The organism is Agrobacterium sp. 16-172Ci, from assembly GCF_053522725.1.
The window spans coordinates 84405-105189 of record NZ_JBNWBW010000019.1; the positions used below are offsets into that span (position 1 = coordinate 84405).

Consider the following 20785-nt stretch of genomic DNA (forward strand, 5'->3'; position numbering starts at 1 on the left):
GGGAAGGTTGTCGATGGCGCTCTTGTCTTCAAAGGGAAAATTGACCCGGGACAGCTTTACGGGCTGGTTCATGGCCGCACCGGCGATGGCGCTGATCGGGCTATTCCTGATCACGCCCTTTCTGCTGGGGCTCGGGTTTTCCTTCACCAACCAGCGGCTGACATCTCCCAATCCGACCGAGTTTGTCGGCGTTGAAAATTACACCCGGCTGCTGGGTATCGGCGTGTTGAAGCTTGAGCCGGAAAGGGAGGCGGATGGGAGCCTCAAGCAGGATGCGGATGGCGCAACCTCCTATCCGCGAATTCGCACTTTCACCCGCAACAATCCAGAATATCCCCATCTGGACGGGATGCGGGAATATAAGAGCTTCAGCTGGGGTGAGAACCAGATCGTCATTCTGGCGCGCGACGTCGTGTTTTTGACAGCGCTCGTCAACACGCTTTCCTTCGTGGCGGTCGTTGCCCCGGTTCAGGCGGCGCTGGCGTTGTTTCTTGCCCTGTTGGTGAACCAGAAGATTCCCGGCGTCACGATTTTCCGCGCGGTCTACTTCATGCCCGTCGTGCTGTCGGTTGTGGTGGTGGCGTTGCTCTGGCGGTTTATTTATGCGGCGGATAACGGGCTCCTGAACAGCCTTTTGAGTTACATGAGCTTCGGGCTGTTCCAGCCAGTCGACTGGCTGGGCAGAACCGATACCGCCCTGTGGGCCATTCTGGTCATGTCCGTCTGGCAGGGGGTCGGTTTTCACATGGTCATATGGCTTTCCGGCCTGCAAACAATCTCTCCGGATCTTTACGAGGCAGCCGATATCGAAGGCGCGAGCCGCTGGCAAAAGTTCAGCATGATAACCTGGCCGCTGCTGCGCAACACGGCCGTGCTAATTATCATCGTCATCACCATGCAGGCTTTTGCCCTTTTTGCGCAGATCGATGTGATGACCAAGGGCGGCCCCCGCGATTCGACACAAAGCATCGTCTATCAGGCGGTTGAGCGGGGATACCGACAACAGGACATCGCGGCAGGTTCGGCAATCTCGGTCGTCCTCTTCCTGCTTGTCCTGTGCATCTCACTGACCCAACGATACCTGACAAGGGAGAAGCAATGATGCAGGCCGGACAACGCAAGAGCCTCGCTTTTCTCATCGGCAACTATCTACTCATGCTCGCTTTCGCGGCGATCTTCATTTTGCCTCTCTTGTTCATGGGCTTCTCGTCGCTGAAACCGAACGACCAGCTGCTCAGTGATGCGACCTCGATACGCGCTTTCCTGCCGGTTGGAGATCTGTCGCTTGAAAACTACACCGCGGCTTTCGCCCGGGCGCCGATTGCGACCTTCATATTCAACTCGGTTCTGGTAACGGCCGTTACCGTGTTTCTCGCCCTGCTGCTTGGCTCGCTTGCCGCATTCGCCTTCACCTTTTTGAACTGGCGCGGAAAGGATATTCTCTTTTCGGTCATCCTCGCCACGCTCATCATTCCCTTTGAAACCATTGCCGTGCCTCTGCTGCTCGAAGTCAACAATCTGCCATGGATCGGCAGCAACGGGTTTACCTGGGGATGGCTCAATTCGTGGCATGTGCAGATCATCCCATGGATCGCAGACGGGCTGACGATTTTCCTTTTCGTGCAATATTTCAAGGATCTGCCAAAGGAGTTGCTGGAGGCGGCGCGCATCGACGGGGCCGGCTGGCTGCGGATTTACGCGCAGGTGGTGATGCCGCTTAGCGGCCCGGTCATCGCAACGGCTGCGATCCTGAAGTTTCTCGTCATGTACAGCCAGCAATATCTATGGCCGCTTCTCGTTACCCAGTCCGAGGCCTACAGGCCGGTGATGGTGGGGCTGCAATATTTCTTCCAGCTCAACACACCCTGGGGTGAGGTGATGGCCTATCTCACCATCATCACGCTGCCGGTGCTGATCTTTTATCTCTGCCTGCAGAGGCTGTTTATCTCCAGTATCGCGGCAAGCGGTATAAAGGGATAGCGCCTCATCCTGCACGGGGTGAAGGCCTGACACAGGGCTTTAGTGAGAATACACTGGGACTTGCGGGAGCTTGCTGCATTCCATTAGCGCCGAATATTCTGGCCAACCCGGAGGCTGTTGTGTTTTCTTACGAACTTGAACGCTGAACGGCGCCCGGCAGATCGTCGTTCCAGATTGGCTGATTACACTGCCATTAAAATCGAATGTTTGACCGGGAAGGGCAGTCGCCCGAGAGTTGATCTTAAGCGCCCTGCGAGATTTGCCCTTCTCACATTCATGGTTTGCGCCGCTCTGAAGGATGAGGCCGATGAAAATGAGATTTTTCTGTGAGGCTGTTGTTGCCTTGATGTTTTCCACCGCAATCGCCTCCGCCCAGCAGGCGTCCGACACGGTGGCGCCGGAAAAGGCAACCGGGCTTGCCACCGCCAAACGTGTCGAGTCGAAGAACTTCATGGTCGCCGCAGCCAATCCGCTCGCGACCAAAGCGGGACGCGACGTGATCGCCGCAGGCGGCAACGCCATAGATGCGATGGTGGCGGTGCAGACTGTGCTGGGCCTCGTTGAACCGCAAAGTTCCGGTCTCGGCGGCGGCGCCTTCCTCGTCTATTACCACGCTAAAAGCGGCAGGCTGACGACGTTGGACGGCCGGGAGACGGCACCGATGGAAGCCACGCCAAAGCTCTTCCTGGATGACAAAGGTCAGCCGCTTAAATTCATGAACGCAGTCATCGGCGGTCGTTCCGTTGGCACGCCGGGAACGGTGCGACTTCTGGAGGAAGCTCACAAACGCTATGGAAAGGCGGAATGGGCAAGCCTGCTGAAGCCGGCGGAAACGCTGGCGACCGAAGGTTTTCAGGTGTCGCCGCGCCTTGCCTCTCTGATCGCATCAGAGGGTGACCGGCTGAAGACATATCCAGAGGCACGGTCCTATTTCTTCGACACCTCCGGGGCCGCGCTGCAGGCCGGTGCTCCGTTGAAGAACCCGGCCTATGCCGAGACGCTTGCAGCGATCGCCAAGGGCAGCGCCGATGCCTTTTACAAGGGGAAAATTGCCGAGGCGATCGTCAAGACCGTGCGCGAGGCAGCCGACAATCCTGGCGTGCTATCGCTTTCCGATCTTTCCAACTATCGCGTCATCGAGCGCGAGCCAGTCTGCTTTGTCTATCGTGCACTTGACGTTTGCGGCATGGGACCGCCATCGTCAGGCGGCATCGCCATCGGCCAGATGCTCGGCATGGCGGAGAATTTCGATCTTAGATCGCTGGGGCCGAAAAATGTCGAAAGCTGGCGCATTATCGGCGACGCGCAGCGTCTCGCCTTCGCCGACCGCGAGCGTTACGTCGCTGACATCGATTTCGTGCCGCTACCGGTCAAGGGCATGCTGGACAAGACCTATCTAGGGGAGAGGGCAAAGCTGCTCGACGGCGACAAGGCGCTGGCCAAAGACGCGGTCAATGCCGGTGAGCCGGAATGGGACCACGCGCTGCTTTTCGGCCGGGATGCCGCGCTTGAGTTGCCGTCGACGAGCCATTTCGTCATCGTCGACAAGGACGGCAACGTGGTCTCGATGACGACAACGATCGAAAGCGGCTTCGGCTCGCGTCTGATGACTAATGGCTTCCTGCTGAACAACGAGTTGACGGACTTTTCCTTCAAGACGCATGACGGCGGTCTGCCGATTGCCAACCGCGTCGAACCCGGTAAACGACCGCGCTCCTCCATGGCTCCCACTATCGTAATGAAGGATGGAAAACCGCTGCTCGCCATTGGTTCGCCCGGAGGAAGCCAGATCATCGGCTATGTGGCGCAGGCGCTGATCGCCTATATCGACTGGGGCATGCCGGTGGAAGTGATCGTCGCCCAGCCGCATCTCATCAACCGGTTCGGCACCTATGACATCGAGGCCGGCACCAGCGCGGAAGAACTGGTCGGTCCGCTGAAGGCGCTGGGTTACGAGGTGAAACCGGGTGAGATGAATTCCGGTCTGCATGCTGTCGAAATCACCGCCGAAGGCTTGGCCGGCAGCGCCGACCCACGACGCGAGGGAGTGGTGATGGGGGAGTGAACGCTCAGCCTGCGGAAAAACGGCGGCCTGAAGAGACTGAGCATAGCGTTCGTGTGGAGGTTAGATGATTACCCCGCAGGGTGTTCTGTTTTTAGCGAGGAAACCGTAAATAACAGGGCCTTACGTCCAAAAACAACTCTTGCTGCGCCATGGAAGCCGTCAAAGCGTCAGAGCATTCCTTGAGTTCCATTTTTACTCTTAGTGCACGTCGGGGAACTGGTAACAACCAACGCCGTTCGATGTTTGCATGACCAATGGAGGAAGGCATGAAAAACTTCGCCCTTTATTACTGGCCAGTTCCTTTTCGAGGTCAGTTCATCCGCGGAATTCTGGCCCATTGTGGGTACTCCTGGGATGAACACGATGCCGATGCGATTGAAAATATTATGGATTGTGCGGTGGAAAAGCAGCCGGTTGCCTTCATGGGGCCACCGGTTCTGATTGACCGTGAGCGCAATTTTGCGATCTCCCAGATGCCGGCGATCGCCATCTACCTGGGTGAACGGCTGGAGATGTTGCCGACAACTATTGAGGGCCGCGCACGCAGCGCCAAGATCGTTAACGATGCCAACGATGTCCTTGATGAGTTGACTCTCAACGGCGGGCGCGAAATGTGGGCACCTGAAAAATGGGAAGAGTTCGTCCCACGCCTGCAAAAATGGATCCGTATTTTCGCGGATACCGGGGCACGAAACGGCTTGAGCCCTACTTCCGGCTTTATGCTCGGAACAGAAAAGATTGGCGTAGCAGATATAGCGACTGCAATCCTTTGGACTACGGTCGCCGACCGGTTCCCTGTCATTCAGGGCATCATTGAGGATACGTCACCTACAATCTGGGGCCTTTCCAGAAGAGTGGTAGCCACAACTTCGCTGGCCGCCTTGAACGATAAAAGTTTCGAGGAATACGGCAACGCTTATTGCGGAGGAGAGATTGAGAAATCGCTCCGAAAGGTAGCGGGTTGATTCACGTCTGCGCGGCGCCATCGCTTTGTCTGCTTTGCAGCCGGACAAAAGTCTTGAAGAGATACGCACCCCGACGCACCATTTCACAGCCACGCGGTTGAAAGGAACCCGAACCAACGCCACTGTCATTACAAAAGTCCGATAGCGGAAGATTAGTCACTTGGATTTACAACTCCGCCCGATCGTAAGCGCGCCGGCTTGCTCTGATGGTGTCCAGATTGTCGTGAACCAGAGGTTAAATTCCTCAAGGGCGCGCAAAGCTCCGTGTGAGCGTCAGCATGCGCTGGGTGACCTCACCGACCTCTTTTCAAAAGCGGAGCCGATGATCTTCCGCGAGAGAACGACGCCAAAGAACCGGCACAATCCATTTGTCACTCAGCAGGCTGCAGACTCCGTTTGACGGAATGGGTCTGAAGTGTCTGTCGTTTGGCAGCGCGCAGAGATGATTGCTCCACCATGTCTCTGTCGCGTCGGACAGCCGGTATGGCGCCAGTTATCCTGGGTCAGCCTCTGGCAGACCTTCTCCAAGCATCATTGTCCGCAGCGGCTCGCGCGCCATATTCTCTTCTATCTGCCGATGCCCCGGCGTATCGGGCAGCGCTTTCTTGAAGTTCGCCGCATAGTCGCCCGGCATTTTCGGCGGCATCATCGGCTCGTATTTATCGACAATCGACTGGATGATAACAGGGCCATCCTCGGCGAACGCCGCGTCAAGGACCGGTTCTATCTCGCCAAACCCGGAAATCGTAAAACCCTTTCCGCCCATTGCATCGGCCGCCCGGGCAAAGTCTATCGGTGCGAGTTCGCAGGCGAATTGCGGATGGCCGAGGAACATCATCTTTTCCCATGCAATCTGATTCAGCATCCCATTGCAGATAACCAGAATCTTCAGAGGCAACCGATGCCGGACGGCGGTGGAGAATTCGCCGAGTTGCATGGCAAGTCCGCCATCGCCCACAACCGCATATACGTTACGGCCGGAATAGGCCAATCCGGCGGCAATGGCGTAGGGCAAGCCGGAGGCCATCGAGGCGAGTGCACCCGAAACGGCAAAGGCGTTACTGGTTTTCAGGTCGATGTGACGCGCAGCCAGTTCCGTGTTCTGACCGGAATCGGTCACAAGCATTCCGTCTCCATCGATACGCCTGCCGAAGGCACGCACCACTGGCTGCGGTTTCAACTGTGTTGATTGCTCCGATGTCAGGGCGTCCATCTGTTCGCGCCAGGTGTGCATCCCTTTCCGCGCGGCTTCCAGAAAACTCCGGTCGCTCTTTTTCTCCAGCAGGGAATTCAACCGGTTCAGTATGTCACCTGCGTCACCCACCAAGCCACACTGCACGGGATGCCGAAGTCCGATGCGCTGCGGGTCAAGATCGATCTGAACCGCCTTGACGGTGTTTGGATCCGGATAAAATTCGATGTAAGGAAATGTCGACCCCACGATAAGCAGGGTATCGCAATTTTTCATGATGTCCTGGGAGGCGGCGGTTCCCAGAATGCCAATTCCGCCGGTGGTGAATGGGTCGTCATCATCCATGACCGTCTTGCCCAGAAGAGCTTTCGCCACCGGCGCGCCAAGCAGTTCGGCGGTTCGCTTCAATTCTTTCTCAGCGCCAAGGACACCGCGTCCGGCAAGTATCGCAACCCTGCTGCCACGATTGAGCAAGGATGCCGCCTCGTGGATGAGTTCGTCAGCGGGTTTCGGACGATACGCGAACCAGTCATTCGGAACATGCCTGGGCAGATTACGGCGAGACCGTCCTTCCTCGGCTGGCTTTTCCTGCGTGTCGTTTGCTATCGAGAGATGCGCGACGCCACGCCGCGCGATCGCCGTGCGGCAGGCGAGGCTGGCGACATTTTCCATATGCGCAGCGTCGCTGACGACGGTGTTATAAATGCTGACATCCTCAAAAACGCGGGTCAGGTTGACGTCCTGCTGCGTGAAAGTTTCGATCAGGTCGTGATATGCATCCCGGTGATTGCGAGGACAGGAACCTGGTCCAGCTTGGCGTCATAAAGACCGGTCAGAAGATTGGTGCCACCGGGACCCGAAGTGGCAAGACAGACGCCGAGCCTGCCGGTCCATTTGGCATAGGCCGTCGCCATGAAGGCGGCGGATTGCTCGTGTCGGGTCTGGACAAACCTTATCGCATCCTGACGTTTGCGAAGCGCCTCCATGACGCCATTGATGCCGTCTCCCGGAAGGCCGAAGATCGTGTCGACCTTCCATTCGATCAAGGTTTCCACCAGAACGTCTGCTGCGGTCGTCATGATCAGTTCCTCAACTCTCGGCGGTCGTTCCAGACTGGCCATCGAAAGCGGTCATGAAACGTCCTGTCCCGTCAGGGAATAAAACAAGGAAATCCCCACGACGCGCGCGGGGATTCCCAATCTGTCAGCGTTAGGAGTTTTTGTGGCTCTGCTGGCCCGCCTTCACATGTTGCTCATGCGTGCCACCGCGGGTCTTGCCATTGTCGTCGTTATTGGAGGCCGATGCCGACTGCGAACGCTTGTCGCTGTTCTTGTGGCTCTGCTGGCCGGCCTTCACGTGCTGTTCGTGCGTACCACCTTGATTTGGCATGATATGTCACTCCTCATATGGTGATTTTTCACTTGCGCACCCTGTGGCGCGCCCTAGACCAACCATGCCGCGCCACGGGAGTTCCGAGATTTAATATTTCGTGAGGAGCTATTGACGGAACGGCCCCGAGCCCGGCTGTCGCGCGCAGGGCCGTCGCAATCGCCGTCTGTACACTTGCGTACGTCTACCTTTGGAGGTTTCCCTGTAGCCGGAATTTTCCTAAACGCCGACAGCAATATCGTTAAGGCAGCGGACGACACTGTTATGTCGGCGGAACGCGACCCTGCTCTACGCCGTGCAGACGTCGCCCGACCCAGCACCTCGCCGTCGGAGCTTGCGGCGTTTTTACATTTCGGTGCATCCCTAAATTACTTGCGCGCGGGATAAAACGTAGCCGGCGGACGGGAACAAACCTCTGCAAGCAAGGTTCGGGTCGCTCCACGGAACCTGTACCCGGAGAGGTGTAACATGACCAGGAAAACGCTCTGCATTCCTGAAGAAAACCGCAGCCATCACTATCCCGGCGACAATGGCCGTCAGAGCACAGAAGATTCCTCTTCCGACAACACCCAGACGGGCCGATAGGCAACATCAAAACAGACACGACACATAAAGGCCAGCAGCAGGACAGGCAGGGTCCCCCTGTTCCGGGCAGGCGAGCTGGTTGCACCAACCTTTTTCCGGGCTCCTCGCAGTCTGAGATCAATACGTTCCCTGGAGGCGCCAAATGCGGATTCTTGCCGTCACGGCCGAAATGTTTCCATTCGTCAAAACCGGCGGATTGGCCGATGCGGCAGGCGCTCTGCCGGAGGCACTAGCAAGACACGGCGCGGAAGTTCGTACATTGCTACCCCTCTACCGTAGGCTCACGCCGCTCGTCCGCGGCAAGAAGCCGTGTCTGGTCGCCAATATTCTAAAGCAAGCGGTATCGGTTTACTCCCTTGACGCCGACGGTCACAAGCTTCTGCTTCTTGAAGCGGCAGACCTGTTTGACAGGGAAGGTCCTCCCTATGGCATGAATGGCAAACCTTTTGCCGACAATGATCTGCGCTTTGCGGTCCTGTCCAAGGCGGCGGCGGAAATTGCCCTCGGCGCGATTGACGACTGGAAGCCTGATCTTGTTCATGCCCATGACTGGCACGCGGCCTTGACCTGCGTTTATATCGCGGAGTCGGCGGCGGCGGTGCCCTCCGTCCTCACCCTTCACAATCTCGCATTTCAGGGACAATATCCACTCGAGCGGGCGGGTATGCTTGAGTTGCCCCAACATCTCTGTACCGTCGATTGCCTCGAATATTATGGCGACCTGTCGTTTTTAAAGGGTGGCCTGACGACCGCGTCGGCCGTAACGACAGTAAGCCCCACTTACGCAAGAGAAATTCTGACACCGGAAATGGGAATGGGTATGCACGGCGTGCTTGCCACGCGGCGCGAGGACCTGCGTGACATCGTCAACGGTGTCGACCAGGAAGTCTGGGACCCGGCAACAGACCCCTACATTCTTACAAATTTCACGGCTGCGACGGCCACGCGCCGGAGCCTTAACAAATATGCCTTGCTTCAGGCCCTTGGCCTCGCCCCGACCCAAGGCCCTGTTTTCGGTGTGGTCAGCCGTCTGACCTGGCAAAAGGGCATCGACCTCCTCCCTCAGGTCGTTCCACTTATCATTGCGAGAAAAGGAAGATTGGTGATTCACGGAGAAGGCGACACCGCACTGGAAGACAGCTTACGCGCGCTGGCAAAACGTTATCCTGAACTGGTCTGCGCCCATATCGGTTACGATGAGCGTCTGGCGCATATGATTCAGGCGGGCTCAGACTTCATTATCCAGCCTTCACGGTTCGAACCCTGCGGCCTGACACAGCTTTACGCCCTGCGATACGGCGCACTGCCCATCGTCAGCCGCACTGGCGGGCTAGCGGAAACCATCATCGATGCAAATGACGCAGCCATTGAGGCGGGCGTGGCAACAGGCTTTCAATTCGAGCCTGCAAATGAGGACGATCTACGCGCGGCGCTCGATCGTGCCATCAGTGCCTATAGTGACCGAGAACTTTTCAGACGGCTTCAGGCACAAGCCATGCGGGCCAATTTTTCCTGGGACAAGAGTGCCGCACAGTATATGGCGCTTTTTGAAAGCCTTGTCGGCGACAACAAGCCCAAAACGGGTGCTGTCGCCGATATTAGGCCCGAGACTTTTGCAAAGCTAAGAGCTGACAGACGGCAGGCGGGAACCCTGGGATCACCAACAGGTCAGGCCACTGGCAACAGGAGGCTTTGATGATGAATGCAGCGAATTATCGCAAATGGGGCGCGCAGCGCAATCAATCCGGCGAAACGGATTTCAGCATCTGGGCACCCGCCTCAGCAGCGGTGAAACTGTGGCTGAACGATGCGGAATTCGACATGCACACGGCTGGTGATGGCTGGCACCACATCACAAAACCCGCCCTCCCCGGCGATCGCTATTGCTTCGTGCTGGCCGACAGGACGAGGGTTGCAGATCCCGCTTCCAATCAGCAACAGGTAGGCCCGCTTGGCCCCTCCCTGATCGTCAACCATGATTTCATCTGGAAAAACCCGGACTGGAAGGGCCGACAGTGGCACGAAACAGTCGTCTATGAGCTACATGTCGGGACTTTTACACCTGAGGGCACCTTTGCGGCCGCGGCGGAGAAACTTGAATATCTCGCAGACGTGGGCATTACCGCGATCGAACTCATGCCGCTTGCGACCTTTGCTGGAAGTCGCGGCTGGGGTTACGACGGCGTCCTGCAATTTTCACCCCAACGGGATTATGGCTCCCCAGACGAGCTCAAGGCCTTCATTGATCAAGCCCATGGCCACGGTATCATGGTGCTGCTGGATGTCGTCTACAATCACTTCGGCCCCGCAGGAAATACGCTTCAGGCCTACGCGCCGGCATTTTTCAAGAAGGATGAGACACCATGGGGACCGGCGCCGGACTTCAACCGGGCCGAAGTTCGGTCATTCTTTCTTCAGAACGCATTCTACTGGCTCGAGACCTATCGCTTCGACGGATTGCGGATCGATGCCGCTGATCATCTCGCTGGCGGCGGAGAGGTCGATTTCCTCATCGAGATGGCGCGAGAGGTGAAGCGAACAATAAGAAACAGGCATGTGCATCTGGTCATAGAGGACGCGAGAAACGCGGCCTCGCCAATGACGCCCTTGGCTGATGGCACCGTCCTGATTGATGCGCAGTGGAACGATGACTTTCACCACGTCGTCCATGTTGCGACCACGAAGGAAAAGGGCGGCATCTATGGCGACTTCGCGGCACGGCCCTACGACAAGCTTTGCCGCTCGCTTGCGACCGGTTTTGTCTACCAGGGCGAACCGCGCCCTTCCCGGGATTTTGGCAGCAGCGGAGAACCGAGTGAGCATCTGCCACCGCAACGATTCGTGAATTTTCTCCATAATCATGATCAGGCCGGAAACAGGTTACGCGGTGAAAGGCTTCGTGCCCTTATTGCGCTGCCCCTCTTTGAGACGCTTGAAACAATTCTACTCCTTTCCCCACAGACGCCGTTAATTTTCATGGGTGACGACCATGGCTCGGCCAACCCTTTTTTCTTTTTCTCCGACCATCCGGATGACGACCGGGAACAGGAAATAGAAAATCGGCTTAAACAGGCGGAAATGTTCCAGGGAGAACTCCCACCCAATGCCCGGCAGCTGGTACGTGATCCAAACGATCCCCACACGATGCAGCTTTCGACCTTGAACTGGCAAGGGGCTGAAACGACCGATGGAAAACTGGCAAGGGCGAGGATGACCGCGTTGCTTTCAAAACGGCGCTGGCACATCTGGCCTCTCCTTTGCTCTCACTTCGAGAAAGGTGTTGTCCTCGAATGTGAGTCAAAATGCCTTGCAATCGACTGGCATTTCCAAATGGGACGGCTCCAAATGCGGGCAAATCTTTCGGCAAACACATGTGAGCTGCCGCCGGTAAAGGGAAAACTCCTTCACCAGTATGGCAGCATCAATAACACAAACTACGGAGGTTATGCGGCACAGTTTGCAGTTGACGGACCGCGCTCAGTCCAGATTTCGACGTAGCGTCTCCCTCGCCCTGTTGACGCGGCTTTTGATGGTACCCACCCGGCAGCCGCAGATGGCGGCGGCATCGGCATAACCCGTCCCTGCCGCCACGAGCAGCAGAGCTTTTTTCTGGTCCTTGTCGAGATGGCGGATAGCCGCATGACCTCCTGATGCCGCACACGCCATTCCTTGCTGGCAGGGGTAATCCGGCCGCAAACCACAATCTTCACCGTGCGAGGTCCTCGATCACAAGTTCGATGGATTGTGGCTCGGCGCCATCTTTCGTCTGCACCGTCAAAACGCTGCCGGTGTTCAAAACACCCTCAAGCACGGTGCGTTCGTCTACAATGATCCTGATCACCTTGGGGGTCGCAGCTTCGATGTTCAGGCTGTTGCTGGTTTCGTACTCAACTGGCTGGGTCAAGGCTGGCCTCCGGATCGTGGAAAGATAGGCGGTCTAACTTCGCTCCGGCAAGCTTGTTCCCTCTCTAACGGCGCACCGCCAGCCGCCATCGCTCGAACAGCCCCGGAACTTTGACGATGGGGCCGGGTTAGGCGTGAACCCGGCGCACCCGCTGCTCCACCGATCCAGAAGGAACACCGATCATGAAGGCACTGACTTGGCACGGCAAACACGACATTCGCTGTGAGAGCGTCCCTGATCCACAAATCGAGGACGGCCGCGACGCGATCATCAAGGTGACCGCCTGCGCAATCTGCGGTTCCGATCTTCATCTCTACAACGGGATCATGCCCGACATGCATGGTGGCGATATAATGGGCCACGAGACTATGGGCGAAGTCGTTGACGTCGGCAGGGACAATAAGACGCTGAAGGTCGGAGACCGGGTTGTCGTTCCCTTCACGATTGCCTGTGGAGAGTGTTTCTTCTGCAAAAGAGGATTTTACTCCGGCTGCGAGCGCAGCAACCCCAACCCCCATAAGGTCCGGGAAATGTGGGGAAACTCCCCCGCCGGGCTGTTCGGCTACACGCACCTTCTGGGAGGTTTCAGCGGCGGCCAGGCCGAATATATGCGCGTTCCCTATGCCGATGTCGGGCCTATCAAGGTTCCTGACGGGCTGACAGACGAGCAGGTCCTGTTCCTGTCAGACATTTTCCCGACCGGTTACATGGCGGCGGATTTCTGTAATATCCAGCCCGGCGATACGATCGCGATCTGGGGCTGTGGTCCTGTCGGCCAGATGGCCATCCGCTCCGCCTTCCTGTTGGGTGCGGAACGGGTCATCGCTATCGATTCCGTGCCGGAACGGATCGCCCTTGCGGCCGCCGCCGGCGCGCTCACACTGAATTATCTGGATGATGATATTTACGAGCAGATCATGGAATTAACCCATGGCCGGGGCGCAGACGCCTCCATCGACGCCGTGGGGACGGAACCCGATCCGGCCGCCGGCTGGGATTCCCGTCTTGACCGTATCAAGGTGGCGACATTCATGGGGACGGACCGCCCGCATGTGCTGCGGCAGGCTATTTATTGCTGCCGCAACTTCGGCACAGTCTCGATCGTCGGGGTCTATGGCGGTTTTCTCGACAAAATCCCGATGGGCTCCGCGATCAATCGCGGCCTGACATTCCGGATGGCGCAGACACCGGTGCAGGCCTATCTGCCCACCCTTATGGGTCGGATCGAGAAGGGAGAGATCGACCCCTCCTTCGTCATCACCCACCGCGCCACCCTCGATGAAGGTCCTGATCTTTATAAAACATTCAGCCACCGCGACGACGGCTGTATCAAGGTCGTCCTCAAGCCATAGGAGAAGAATCATGCCTGCGGAAAAATCAATCAAAGGCCTTGCTGTCGTCACCGGCGCCTCCTCAGGCATCGGTTACGAACTGGCAAGATGCGCGGCGCAGGACGGCTACAATCTCATCATCGTGGCTGACGAGGCGGAAATCGAAACGGCGGCGACACAGTTGCGGGCAGCGGGAACGGAAGTGGAAGCCGTGCAAGCCGACCTTTCGACACAGGCAGGCGTGGAAAAACTTCTCTCCCGCATAGCGACGAAAGAGTGGCCGGTCGATCTGCTGTTTGCGAACGCGGGACAGGGGCTGGGCAACGGTTTTCTCGATCAGAAAATGGAAGCGGTCCAGCGGGTGATAGCCACCAATATCAGCGGTACCGTTGCGCTGGTGCATGCGATCGGCAACGGCATGCGCCAGCGCGGCAGCGGCCGGATTCTACTCACGGGCTCCATTGCCGGTTTCATGCCCGGCACCTTTCAGGCGGTCTATAACGCGACAAAAGCCTTCATTAATTCCTTCTCATTCGCACTTCGCGAAGAGCTGGATGGCACCGGGGTCACCGTCACGTGCCTGATGCCCGGCGCGACCGAGACAGCGTTTTTCAAGCGCGCGGACATGCTCGACACGGCGGTTGGCAAACAGAAAAAGGACGACCCCGGCTTCGTTGCACAAATCGGCTACGATGCGATGATGAATGGTGACGGAGACGTCGTGTCCGGCTGGAAGAACAAGCTGATATCGGCCGCGGCAAACGTGACCCCTTCGCATATCCTCGCAAAACAACACCGCAAAATGGCTGCCCGGGAAGGAAAGTGACGCTGGCTTACGCGGATCCTGTAAACCGCAGAGTGGATTGCGAAGGGAGGCGTCCAAAGAGCGTCGTCATACCCGCGGCGCGTTTCGCCAGGCTCATGATCTCGCGCAAAGATTACAACGACTATCGGACCAGTCTTGCGGTCATTCAGACAACCCTGCTTTCCTGAAGTCGATATCGAGCGCTGCGCGGATCGCATCAAGTGTTTTCATCGTGTCAAGTGATGCATCAAGCGGTCTGCAAGGACTTTCAACGTCGCCGTCGCTGATACTGTAAGCGACCCCAGCAGCCTGATGGTAAAGCCCTTCGAAATGCGCGCCACGAGGTTCCGCGTATTTCAACCTGACAGTCCCGTCCAGCGACCACACTTCGAACGCGCCTGGCAAATGGAACTCGTTGACAAACCGGATCGAGCCCTCCGTGCCGACCATGGTCGCGCCGGTTGGCGTAAACCCATAAAGGGTCGTTGCCATGGTCCCCTGGCAGCCCCGGGAATTCATCATGGCTACAGCCAGCTGCCCATTCACTCCGGCCGGATCGGGACTTGCAACGCCGACGACCTTGGAAGGAACGCCAAGCAGCTTGCTTATTAACGACACTGGATACGTACCTAGATCAAGCAGCGGCCCGCCCGCCAGTTTTGGGTTGAAGATGCGGTGCTCACGCGGAAGATACTCGCCATATTCCGTGTAGACCGATTGGATGTCCCCAATAACGCCCGCATCAAGGACCTGCTGGACAATGTCGAATTTCGGCAGGAAATACGTCCAGAGCGCTTCTGCAAAAAAGACGCCTTTCTTACGAGCAGCAGTGACCATTTCGGCAGCCTGGGCATGATTCAGCGCCATCGGCTTTTCGACGAGCACGTGCTTACCGGCGTTGATCGCGAGCAGGACGTGCTCATGGTGCCAACCATGTGGGGTAGCCACATAGATGATATCGATATCGAGTGATTGAACGAGCGCCTCGTAACTTCCATAAGCGTTCTCGACACCCCACTCAGATGCAAACCGCTTGGCAGTTTCTTCCGATCTCGAACCCACGGCCGCGATTACTTGCCGAGTGTGTGCCTTTACCGATTCTGTGAACTTTGCCGCTATCCAGCCAGTCCCCAAAATGCCCCAGCGCAGTGGAGGAGCGTCCAGGGGTGCTCGCAATCGGGACGGTGGAAGAGCGGTTGGAAATGTCATCTTAAATCTCCTCAAAAAGCCTCTCGATTGCTCAGGACGCCGTCTGTTCCCACTGGCCCGTTGCCAGAGACCGCTCCATGGCGTCAATAATCTGTTCGTTGGCTAGCCCGAATTCGAAATTTGGGTAACAGTCGGCATCGCGCATGATGCCTTCGATCAGGTCACGTACCTCGATAACCTTGACGTCGAAGTAGCCGAGGCCACCGCCAGCGAAATCAAAGCCGAAAAATGCCGAAAACTGCGGCACTTGGCTTCCCGCTAGGATCGTCTTGAATCCGCGGTCAGGCTTGGGGTCGTTGAAACGCGATATCTTCAGCTCGTTGAAGCGCTCTCCGTCCATGATGATCGTGCCCTCCGTCCCGGATATTTCCCAGTAGACGCCAAAGACCTTGCCGGCAGCTACGCGGGATGCCTCAATGGTGCCACCTGCGCCGGATTTGAAGCGGACCAGCGCCTGGATCTGATCCTCGTTCTCGACCATCGCGCGAGGCGCATCATTGCCCGCCTTTGCACCGTAACCCGAACCACCCCGGGGCACGGGCCTCGTCGGAAAAAACGTCTGACTTTGGGCGATGACGCTTTCAACCGGACCCAGCAGATATTGTGCAACGGAAATTACGTGGCTGCCGAGATCGCCCAGCGCCCCTGATCCTGCATCGCGACGCGTACAGCGCCACGAAAATGGCAAATCGGGATCATTGAAAAAGCCTTGATCGAACCAGCCGCGAAAGCGCATGGGCTGTCCGATATCGCCTCTGTCGATCAATTGCTTGGCCAACATTGCCGCCGGTGTCTTGATGTTGTTGAAGGCGACCATCGTCTTGACGCCTTTTTTTCGGGCAGCTGCAGCCATTTGCTCTGCCTCTGCCAGCGTCACGGAAAGTGGCTTTTCGCAGTAGACGTGCTTGCCTGCTTCTATCGCTGCAAGCGCCATTTCATGGTGCATGACGTTTGGCGAGGTGATGTCGACGATATCGACGTTGGGATCCTCAACCAGTCGCCGCCAGTCTCCGGTGCTTTTCTCGAAACCATATCGGGCGGCGGCATCGGCAGCCATTTCATCGCTCGCATCGGCGAGCATATAGAGATGGGGGATGGCCGCCAGATCACGATACAGCACGCCAGCACGACGGTAGGCGTCCGCATGGGCCTGGCCCATGAAGCCTGAACCGATCAGGCCGATATTGAGTTTTTTTTGGGTCATGGCCTCTCTCCCTTTCAATCTGGTCTAGCTGCGAAAAGGTCGTGCATGTGAAAGAAGGCGCGAGTGACGGCAGGACGCGGCGGCGCTTGGGCGGGATCCTGCTCAGCCTCCACCACGAGCCAGCCCTTGTAGCCGCCGCGAACAAAGCGCACGATCGGACTGAAATCGACGTTACCATCGCCAGGAACAGTGAACATGCCGGCACGAACACCGTCGTTAAAGCTGAGGTCGCGGCTGCGAACATCCGTCATCACGGGAGTGCGCATATCCTTGAGATGAATGTGGTTGATGCGATCGCCGAAACGTTCGATCAGCCGTGCGTACTCGAAACCACCACCGGCGGCATGGCCGGTATCGAGCAGAAGCCCAGCCTCCGCTCCCGTCTTGTCGAAGAGCGACGAAATCTCGTCGAAGGTCTCTGCGACCATCATCAGGTGGTGATGATAGGCGAGCACCAGCCCGTATTCTCCGCCAAGCCGCTTGCCGAACTCTGTCAGTCTCGCGGCGTAACCGCCGATATCATCCGCCGGCATGGTCAGGCGTTTCGACATCGGCGCATCGAGCGGCGCGCCTGGTGCCATCATCGCCACCTCGCCATAGACAAGCACACTGCTGCCCATGTCCCGCAGCAGGGCAGCGTGCGCGGCGACGCTTGCCATCTCCGCATCGACGCCGCGCTCGGCAAGTTCGCCGGAATACCAGCCGGATGCGAGTTGCAGGTCGCGGCTGTCCAGAAGCGGACGAAGCACGGCGGCGTCTCGGGGGAACTTGCGACCCAGCTCTACGCCTTGGTAGCCGATTGCTGCCGCATCGTTCAGGCAGGTTTCAAGCGATATGTCGCGTCCGAGATCCTCAAGCACGTCATTTACCCATGACAACGGGCTGACGGCAATTCTGACACCTTCTGGCAGGAGATCGGTGGTTGTCATAGTTGTTGCCTTCCTTTCTCAAGGATGCCAGTCGGAACTGATGTGGACGGGTGAGCCGGTTGTCATCGAAACGATCGCGGCCTCGGCAAGGCGTTGTGCCTCCAAGCCATCTCTTATCCCGGCGAGGGGTTTGGTACCCTTCTCGATCATATCGATGAAGGCGTGCATTTCCGCGAGATAGGCACCCGCAAAACGTTCGATGAAATAGTTCATGGGTATCGACGAATGAAAACCATTGGCGTCGGCGATCATGACGCCCCGTTGCGGGCGGTTTTCGACGTAGAGCACCTCGCTCGAGCACAGGGCCTCCAACCTCTGATCGTAACCGAATGGCGCACGCCGGCAATTTATCATCTGAACGAAGCGACCAGAAACCGATGTCAGTGTGATCATTGCCGTGTCGATATCGCCTGCCGCTTCGATTTCGGGGTCGATCAGGCTTTTTCCAACCGCGTAGACAATTGCGATTTCCTCTCCAAGAAGATAACGGGCCATGTCGAAATCATGGATCGCCTGGTCTCGAAACATGCCACCCGACCGCTCGACGTAGAAACGTGGCGGGGGCGACGGGTCGCGGGTGTGCATGACGATGTGCTCCAAGCGGCCTGCCTGACCACTCGCAATCCTGTCACGCACCAGACGATAATCCGGATCATATCGGCGTTGAAATCCAAGTAGGCAGGCCACACCGGCGTTTTCAACCTTGCTTGTGACATCTACGACGGTTGCAAAATCAAGGCTGACCGGTTTTTCACAGAACACGGCTTTGCCTGCCTGCGCCGCCCGCAAAAGCAGTTCCGCATGGGTATCAGTGGAACTCGCTATGACGATGCCTGTAATGCCTGGGTCGGCAAAGACTTCTTCCGGCTCGCACAGCACGGCTCCGGTTTGGATTACGAGATGCTCGCGATGCTCGCTTGCGACGGGGTCAACGATGTATTTCAGGCGCGCTGAGGGGTGAGCAGCCGCGTTCAGGGCATGCACCTGCCCGATACGGCCTGCGCCAAAGACGGCGAGCTCAATCATGTTTGTAACCTCCCTTTTTCGAAACGCCCATGACGTTCGAATGAGAAAGATGATAGCGTTAGGTTCTTGATGCGGTATTCTATTCTTGAAGAGATCTCGTCAAAATAGGGCCACTCGGAATGGGAAAGATCACGGCAAGGGACATCGCCAAGGCAGCAAACGTTTCGCTTTCCACCGTTGACCGTGTTCTTAACAATCGTGGCGGCGTCACCGACGCGAAGGAAAGACGCGTTATCGAATGGGCTCGAAAGCTCAAGATTGATCGCGCGCTCAATCAGCGGGCCGCACGAACTCTCAGGATTGCCGTTCTGCTTCAGCGTCCCGAAAACCCGTTTCACGCCTCAGTCCAGGCAAACTTCGAGGCGGCAGCGCGAGATTTTCCGCAGTTCAATCTGCAGTTCAAAATCCATCATATCGATCCGGTAAAGCCTCGTGCAACAGCAGGCCTGATCGGCAGCCTCATCAAGACATGCGATGGGATGGTGATTGTCAGCGCAGCGGATCCCGATATTGCTGCCGCATTGAGAGAATTTGGCACGTCGGGCAAGCCGGTTATCACGCTTGTCACTGACATCGCAGGCTCGGAGCGCTTTGCCTATGTTGGTCCCGACAACGTCAAGACAGGCAGGATTGCCGGCGATCTGATGGGCCGCCTTCTCGGGCGAGACGGTGGAGACGTCATTGTGATTTCTGGAATGCTCAGCATGATGGGACATGAGGAGCGTGAGGCCGGTTTCCGTGCCGTGCTAAACGAACGCTATCCCGATTGTCATGTGACCGAGGTGCTTGAAAGCTACGAGCGGGCTGAACTGGCTGGCGACTTAGTGTTTAGCGCCTTGAAGCGCAACAGCGCCATTCGCGGGATCTACAATGCGTCAGCTGGCGCATCAACCGTCCTGAATGCCGTGGATGCTGTAGGACGAGCGAATGAAATAGTGTTCATCACCCATGAATTGACGGACGAGAGACGGCAGTTGCTGCGAAAGGGCTTGATCGATATCATCATCGATCAAGGACCCGCTTTCGAGGTGCAGACTGCTATTGGTGCGCTTGCAGCTTTCTTTGGGCGACAGGAAAGACCACCACCCTCGCTCATAACGCCGGTCCAGATCCACACAATTGAAAATTGCTGAAATGGGCAGGCTGTTTGAGACGAACTGGAACATCCCCTGGACCATCAACCTCCACAGGTTCCTCAGATCTAAACAAACGGCATTAGGCAGCAACATTATCCAGTTCCGACAGTACCTCCGAGGGAAGCTCTATCGTGGCCGCTGCAAGGTTTTCCCGCAGATGGAGTCGTGATGAAGTGCCAGGGATCAGGAGAATATTCGGCGATCGTTGGAGAAGCCATGCAAGGGCCACCTGCATCGGCGTGGCGTTGAGCCGGGCGGCGAGGCTCGACAGGGTCGAGGATTGCAGCGGTGAGAAGCCGCCAAGAGGAAAGAACGGGACATAGGCCACGCCTCGAGAGGCGAGCGTGTCGATTAAGGCTTCGTCCTGGCGATGCGCAAGGTTGTACTGGTTCTGCACACAGACGATCTCGGTGATCTTGCCGGCTTCCTCAACCTGCTTGGCCGTGACATTAGACAGTCCAATATGCCGGATCAGGCCTTGTTGCTTCAACTCCGCCAGAACCTGAAGCGGCTCATCCAACGAGCCTTCTGCGGGACCATGCACGTCGAACATGGCGCGGAGGTTCACTACATCGAGCACATCGAGCCCGAGATTGCGGAGGTTGTCATGAACGGCCTGCGTCAGGCCGGCGCGCGAAAATGACGCGTTCCACGAGGCGTCAGCTCCCCTGACTACGCCGACTTTCGTGACAATCACCAGGTCGCTGCCATAGGGATGCAAGGCCTCGCGTATGATCTCGTTCGTGACATGCGGACCGTAGAAGTCGCTGGTGTCGATGTGATTGACGCTGCTGTCCACAGCCTCGCGCAGAACGGCGATGGCCTCCCGACGATCGCGCGGCGGGCCGAACACGCCTTTGCCCGCAAGCTGCATCGCGCCATAACCCAGCCGGCGCACCGTACGATCGCCAAGCTTGAAGGTTCCTGTATTTTCGATAGTGCTCATGGCTGTATCTCCTTTGTAGTCCTCAGAAATAGATGTTTGGCATATGCGGCACAAGAAGCTATAATCCGGACAAGCTGTCCGCTCTAACGGACAATCAGCCTCATGGTTTGGAGAACAGG

The 20785-nt window shown here is 57.3% G+C and carries 16 protein-coding genes and 2 pseudogenes; 9 read left to right on the forward strand and 9 right to left on the reverse strand.

Annotation, left to right across the window (positions count from 1 at the left end; genetic code table 11):
• Window positions 1-13 precede the first annotated feature (13 nt).
• The 4 genes from ACQZ40_RS17265 to ACQZ40_RS17280 all read left to right on the forward strand — a co-directional run bounded on the left by ACQZ40_RS17265 (window position 14) and on the right by ACQZ40_RS17280 (window position 5010).
• Window positions 14-1102 (forward strand): carbohydrate ABC transporter permease, encoded by a 1089-nt coding sequence (locus ACQZ40_RS17265; protein ID WP_338808598.1) that lies wholly within the window; start codon window positions 14-16, stop codon window positions 1100-1102.
• The gene (locus tag ACQZ40_RS17270; RefSeq protein WP_338808597.1) at window positions 1099-1980 is read left to right on the forward strand and encodes a carbohydrate ABC transporter permease; all 882 of its coding nucleotides are present in this window, start codon (window positions 1099-1101) and stop codon (window positions 1978-1980) included. The genes ACQZ40_RS17265 and ACQZ40_RS17270 overlap by 4 nt, the downstream gene beginning before the upstream one ends.
• A 307-nt stretch (window positions 1981-2287) precedes the next feature.
• Window positions 2288-4045 carry a gamma-glutamyltransferase gene (ggt, locus tag ACQZ40_RS17275; protein WP_448748328.1) on the forward strand — a complete coding sequence of 586 codons (1758 nt, stop codon included), beginning with the start codon at window positions 2288-2290 and terminating at the stop codon, window positions 4043-4045.
• Between the two features lie 266 nt (window positions 4046-4311).
• Window positions 4312-5010, forward strand: a complete 699-nt coding sequence (locus tag ACQZ40_RS17280) for a glutathione S-transferase (protein WP_448748329.1) — start codon at window positions 4312-4314, stop codon at window positions 5008-5010.
• A gap of 493 nt (window positions 5011-5503) precedes the next feature.
• On the opposite strand, the pseudogene ACQZ40_RS17285 reads toward ACQZ40_RS17280, so the two are convergent.
• Window positions 5504-7281: pseudogene (locus ACQZ40_RS17285) on the reverse strand (thiamine pyrophosphate-binding protein).
• 130 nt (window positions 7282-7411) lie between these two features.
• The gene (locus ACQZ40_RS17290; RefSeq protein ID WP_065654894.1) at window positions 7412-7591 is read right to left on the reverse strand and encodes a hypothetical protein; all 180 of its coding nucleotides are present in this window, start codon (window positions 7589-7591) and stop codon (window positions 7412-7414) included.
• A 727-nt stretch (window positions 7592-8318) separates the two neighbouring features.
• Here ACQZ40_RS17290 and glgA point away from each other — a divergent pair.
• Together glgA and treZ are read left to right on the forward strand one after the other, a co-directional pair.
• Window positions 8319-9872 (forward strand): glycogen synthase GlgA, encoded by a 1554-nt coding sequence (gene glgA / locus ACQZ40_RS17295; RefSeq protein ID WP_448748330.1) that lies wholly within the window; start codon window positions 8319-8321, stop codon window positions 9870-9872.
• Window positions 9872-11674 carry a malto-oligosyltrehalose trehalohydrolase gene (treZ, locus tag ACQZ40_RS17300; RefSeq protein ID WP_448748331.1) on the forward strand — a complete coding sequence of 601 codons (1803 nt, stop codon included), beginning with the start codon at window positions 9872-9874 and terminating at the stop codon, window positions 11672-11674. The genes glgA and treZ overlap by 1 nt, the downstream gene beginning before the upstream one ends.
• Here treZ and ACQZ40_RS17305 read toward each other — a convergent pair.
• Both ACQZ40_RS17305 and ACQZ40_RS17310 read right to left on the reverse strand, forming a co-directional pair.
• Window positions 11654-11859: pseudogene (locus ACQZ40_RS17305) on the reverse strand (sigma factor-like helix-turn-helix DNA-binding protein); the annotation flags it as partial. The gene treZ and the pseudogene ACQZ40_RS17305 overlap by 21 nt on opposite strands.
• Before the next feature lie 23 nt (window positions 11860-11882).
• Entirely contained in the window at window positions 11883-12080 is a 198-nt protein-coding gene (locus tag ACQZ40_RS17310) for a hypothetical protein (RefSeq protein ID WP_065654892.1), read from the reverse strand.
• A 182-nt stretch (window positions 12081-12262) separates the two neighbouring features.
• On the opposite strand from ACQZ40_RS17310, the gene ACQZ40_RS17315 reads away from it, so the two are divergent.
• Together ACQZ40_RS17315 and ACQZ40_RS17320 are read left to right on the forward strand one after the other, a co-directional pair.
• Window positions 12263-13432, forward strand: a complete 1170-nt coding sequence (locus tag ACQZ40_RS17315; protein WP_448748332.1) for a zinc-dependent alcohol dehydrogenase — start codon at window positions 12263-12265, stop codon at window positions 13430-13432.
• Between the two features lie 10 nt (window positions 13433-13442).
• Window positions 13443-14237 carry an SDR family NAD(P)-dependent oxidoreductase gene (locus ACQZ40_RS17320; protein ID WP_448748333.1) on the forward strand — a complete coding sequence of 265 codons (795 nt, stop codon included), beginning with the start codon at window positions 13443-13445 and terminating at the stop codon, window positions 14235-14237.
• A gap of 141 nt (window positions 14238-14378) precedes the next feature.
• Here the strand turns inward: ACQZ40_RS17320 and ACQZ40_RS17325 are convergent, their stop codons facing one another.
• Genes ACQZ40_RS17325 through iolG form a run of 4 tightly spaced genes read right to left on the reverse strand, consistent with a single transcriptional unit; the run spans window position 14379 to window position 18584 of the window.
• Window positions 14379-15425 (reverse strand): Gfo/Idh/MocA family protein, encoded by a 1047-nt coding sequence (locus ACQZ40_RS17325; protein ID WP_448748334.1) that lies wholly within the window; start codon window positions 15423-15425, stop codon window positions 14379-14381.
• 31 nt (window positions 15426-15456) lie between these two features.
• A complete protein-coding gene (locus tag ACQZ40_RS17330) occupies window positions 15457-16629 on the reverse strand; it encodes a Gfo/Idh/MocA family protein (protein WP_022557482.1) in 1173 nt (390 codons plus the stop codon).
• A gap of 14 nt (window positions 16630-16643) precedes the next feature.
• A complete protein-coding gene (gene iolE / locus ACQZ40_RS17335; protein WP_077981793.1) occupies window positions 16644-17558 on the reverse strand; it encodes a myo-inosose-2 dehydratase in 915 nt (304 codons plus the stop codon).
• An 18-nt stretch (window positions 17559-17576) separates the two neighbouring features.
• Window positions 17577-18584: an inositol 2-dehydrogenase gene (gene iolG, locus ACQZ40_RS17340; protein WP_448748335.1), complete on the reverse strand. Its 1008-nt coding sequence runs from the start codon at window positions 18582-18584 to the stop codon at window positions 17577-17579.
• Window positions 18585-18703: 119 nt separating this feature from the next.
• Between iolG and ACQZ40_RS17345 the strand changes: the two genes are divergently transcribed.
• Window positions 18704-19717, forward strand: coding sequence for a LacI family DNA-binding transcriptional regulator (locus ACQZ40_RS17345; protein WP_448748336.1), 1014 nt, complete (start codon window positions 18704-18706; stop codon window positions 19715-19717).
• Window positions 19718-19799: 82 nt separating this feature from the next.
• Here ACQZ40_RS17345 and ACQZ40_RS17350 read toward each other — a convergent pair whose 3' ends face one another.
• Window positions 19800-20666: an aldo/keto reductase family oxidoreductase gene (locus tag ACQZ40_RS17350; RefSeq protein WP_448748337.1), complete on the reverse strand. Its 867-nt coding sequence runs from the start codon at window positions 20664-20666 to the stop codon at window positions 19800-19802.
• Window positions 20667-20785 lie beyond the last annotated feature (119 nt).

Coding starts and splice junctions, on each gene's coding strand:
- ACQZ40_RS17265 (WP_338808598.1), top strand. CDS start 14: ATGGCGCTCTTGTCTTCAAAGGGAAAATTGACCCGGGACAGCTTTACG.
- ACQZ40_RS17270 (WP_338808597.1), top strand. CDS start 1,099: ATGATGCAGGCCGGACAACGCAAGAGCCTCGCTTTTCTCATCGGCAAC.
- ggt (WP_448748328.1), top strand. CDS start 2,288: ATGAAAATGAGATTTTTCTGTGAGGCTGTTGTTGCCTTGATGTTTTCC.
- ACQZ40_RS17280 (WP_448748329.1), top strand. CDS start 4,312: ATGAAAAACTTCGCCCTTTATTACTGGCCAGTTCCTTTTCGAGGTCAG.
- ACQZ40_RS17290 (WP_065654894.1), bottom strand. CDS start 7,591: ATGCCAAATCAAGGTGGTACGCACGAACAGCACGTGAAGGCCGGCCAG.
- glgA (WP_448748330.1), top strand. CDS start 8,319: ATGCGGATTCTTGCCGTCACGGCCGAAATGTTTCCATTCGTCAAAACC.
- treZ (WP_448748331.1), top strand. CDS start 9,872: ATGATGAATGCAGCGAATTATCGCAAATGGGGCGCGCAGCGCAATCAA.
- ACQZ40_RS17315 (WP_448748332.1), top strand. CDS start 12,263: ATGAAGGCACTGACTTGGCACGGCAAACACGACATTCGCTGTGAGAGC.
- ACQZ40_RS17320 (WP_448748333.1), top strand. CDS start 13,443: ATGCCTGCGGAAAAATCAATCAAAGGCCTTGCTGTCGTCACCGGCGCC.
- ACQZ40_RS17325 (WP_448748334.1), bottom strand. CDS start 15,425: ATGACATTTCCAACCGCTCTTCCACCGTCCCGATTGCGAGCACCCCTG.
- ACQZ40_RS17330 (WP_022557482.1), bottom strand. CDS start 16,629: ATGACCCAAAAAAAACTCAATATCGGCCTGATCGGTTCAGGCTTCATG.
- iolE (WP_077981793.1), bottom strand. CDS start 17,558: ATGACAACCACCGATCTCCTGCCAGAAGGTGTCAGAATTGCCGTCAGC.
- iolG (WP_448748335.1), bottom strand. CDS start 18,584: ATGATTGAGCTCGCCGTCTTTGGCGCAGGCCGTATCGGGCAGGTGCAT.
- ACQZ40_RS17345 (WP_448748336.1), top strand. CDS start 18,704: ATGGGAAAGATCACGGCAAGGGACATCGCCAAGGCAGCAAACGTTTCG.
- ACQZ40_RS17350 (WP_448748337.1), bottom strand. CDS start 20,666: ATGAGCACTATCGAAAATACAGGAACCTTCAAGCTTGGCGATCGTACG.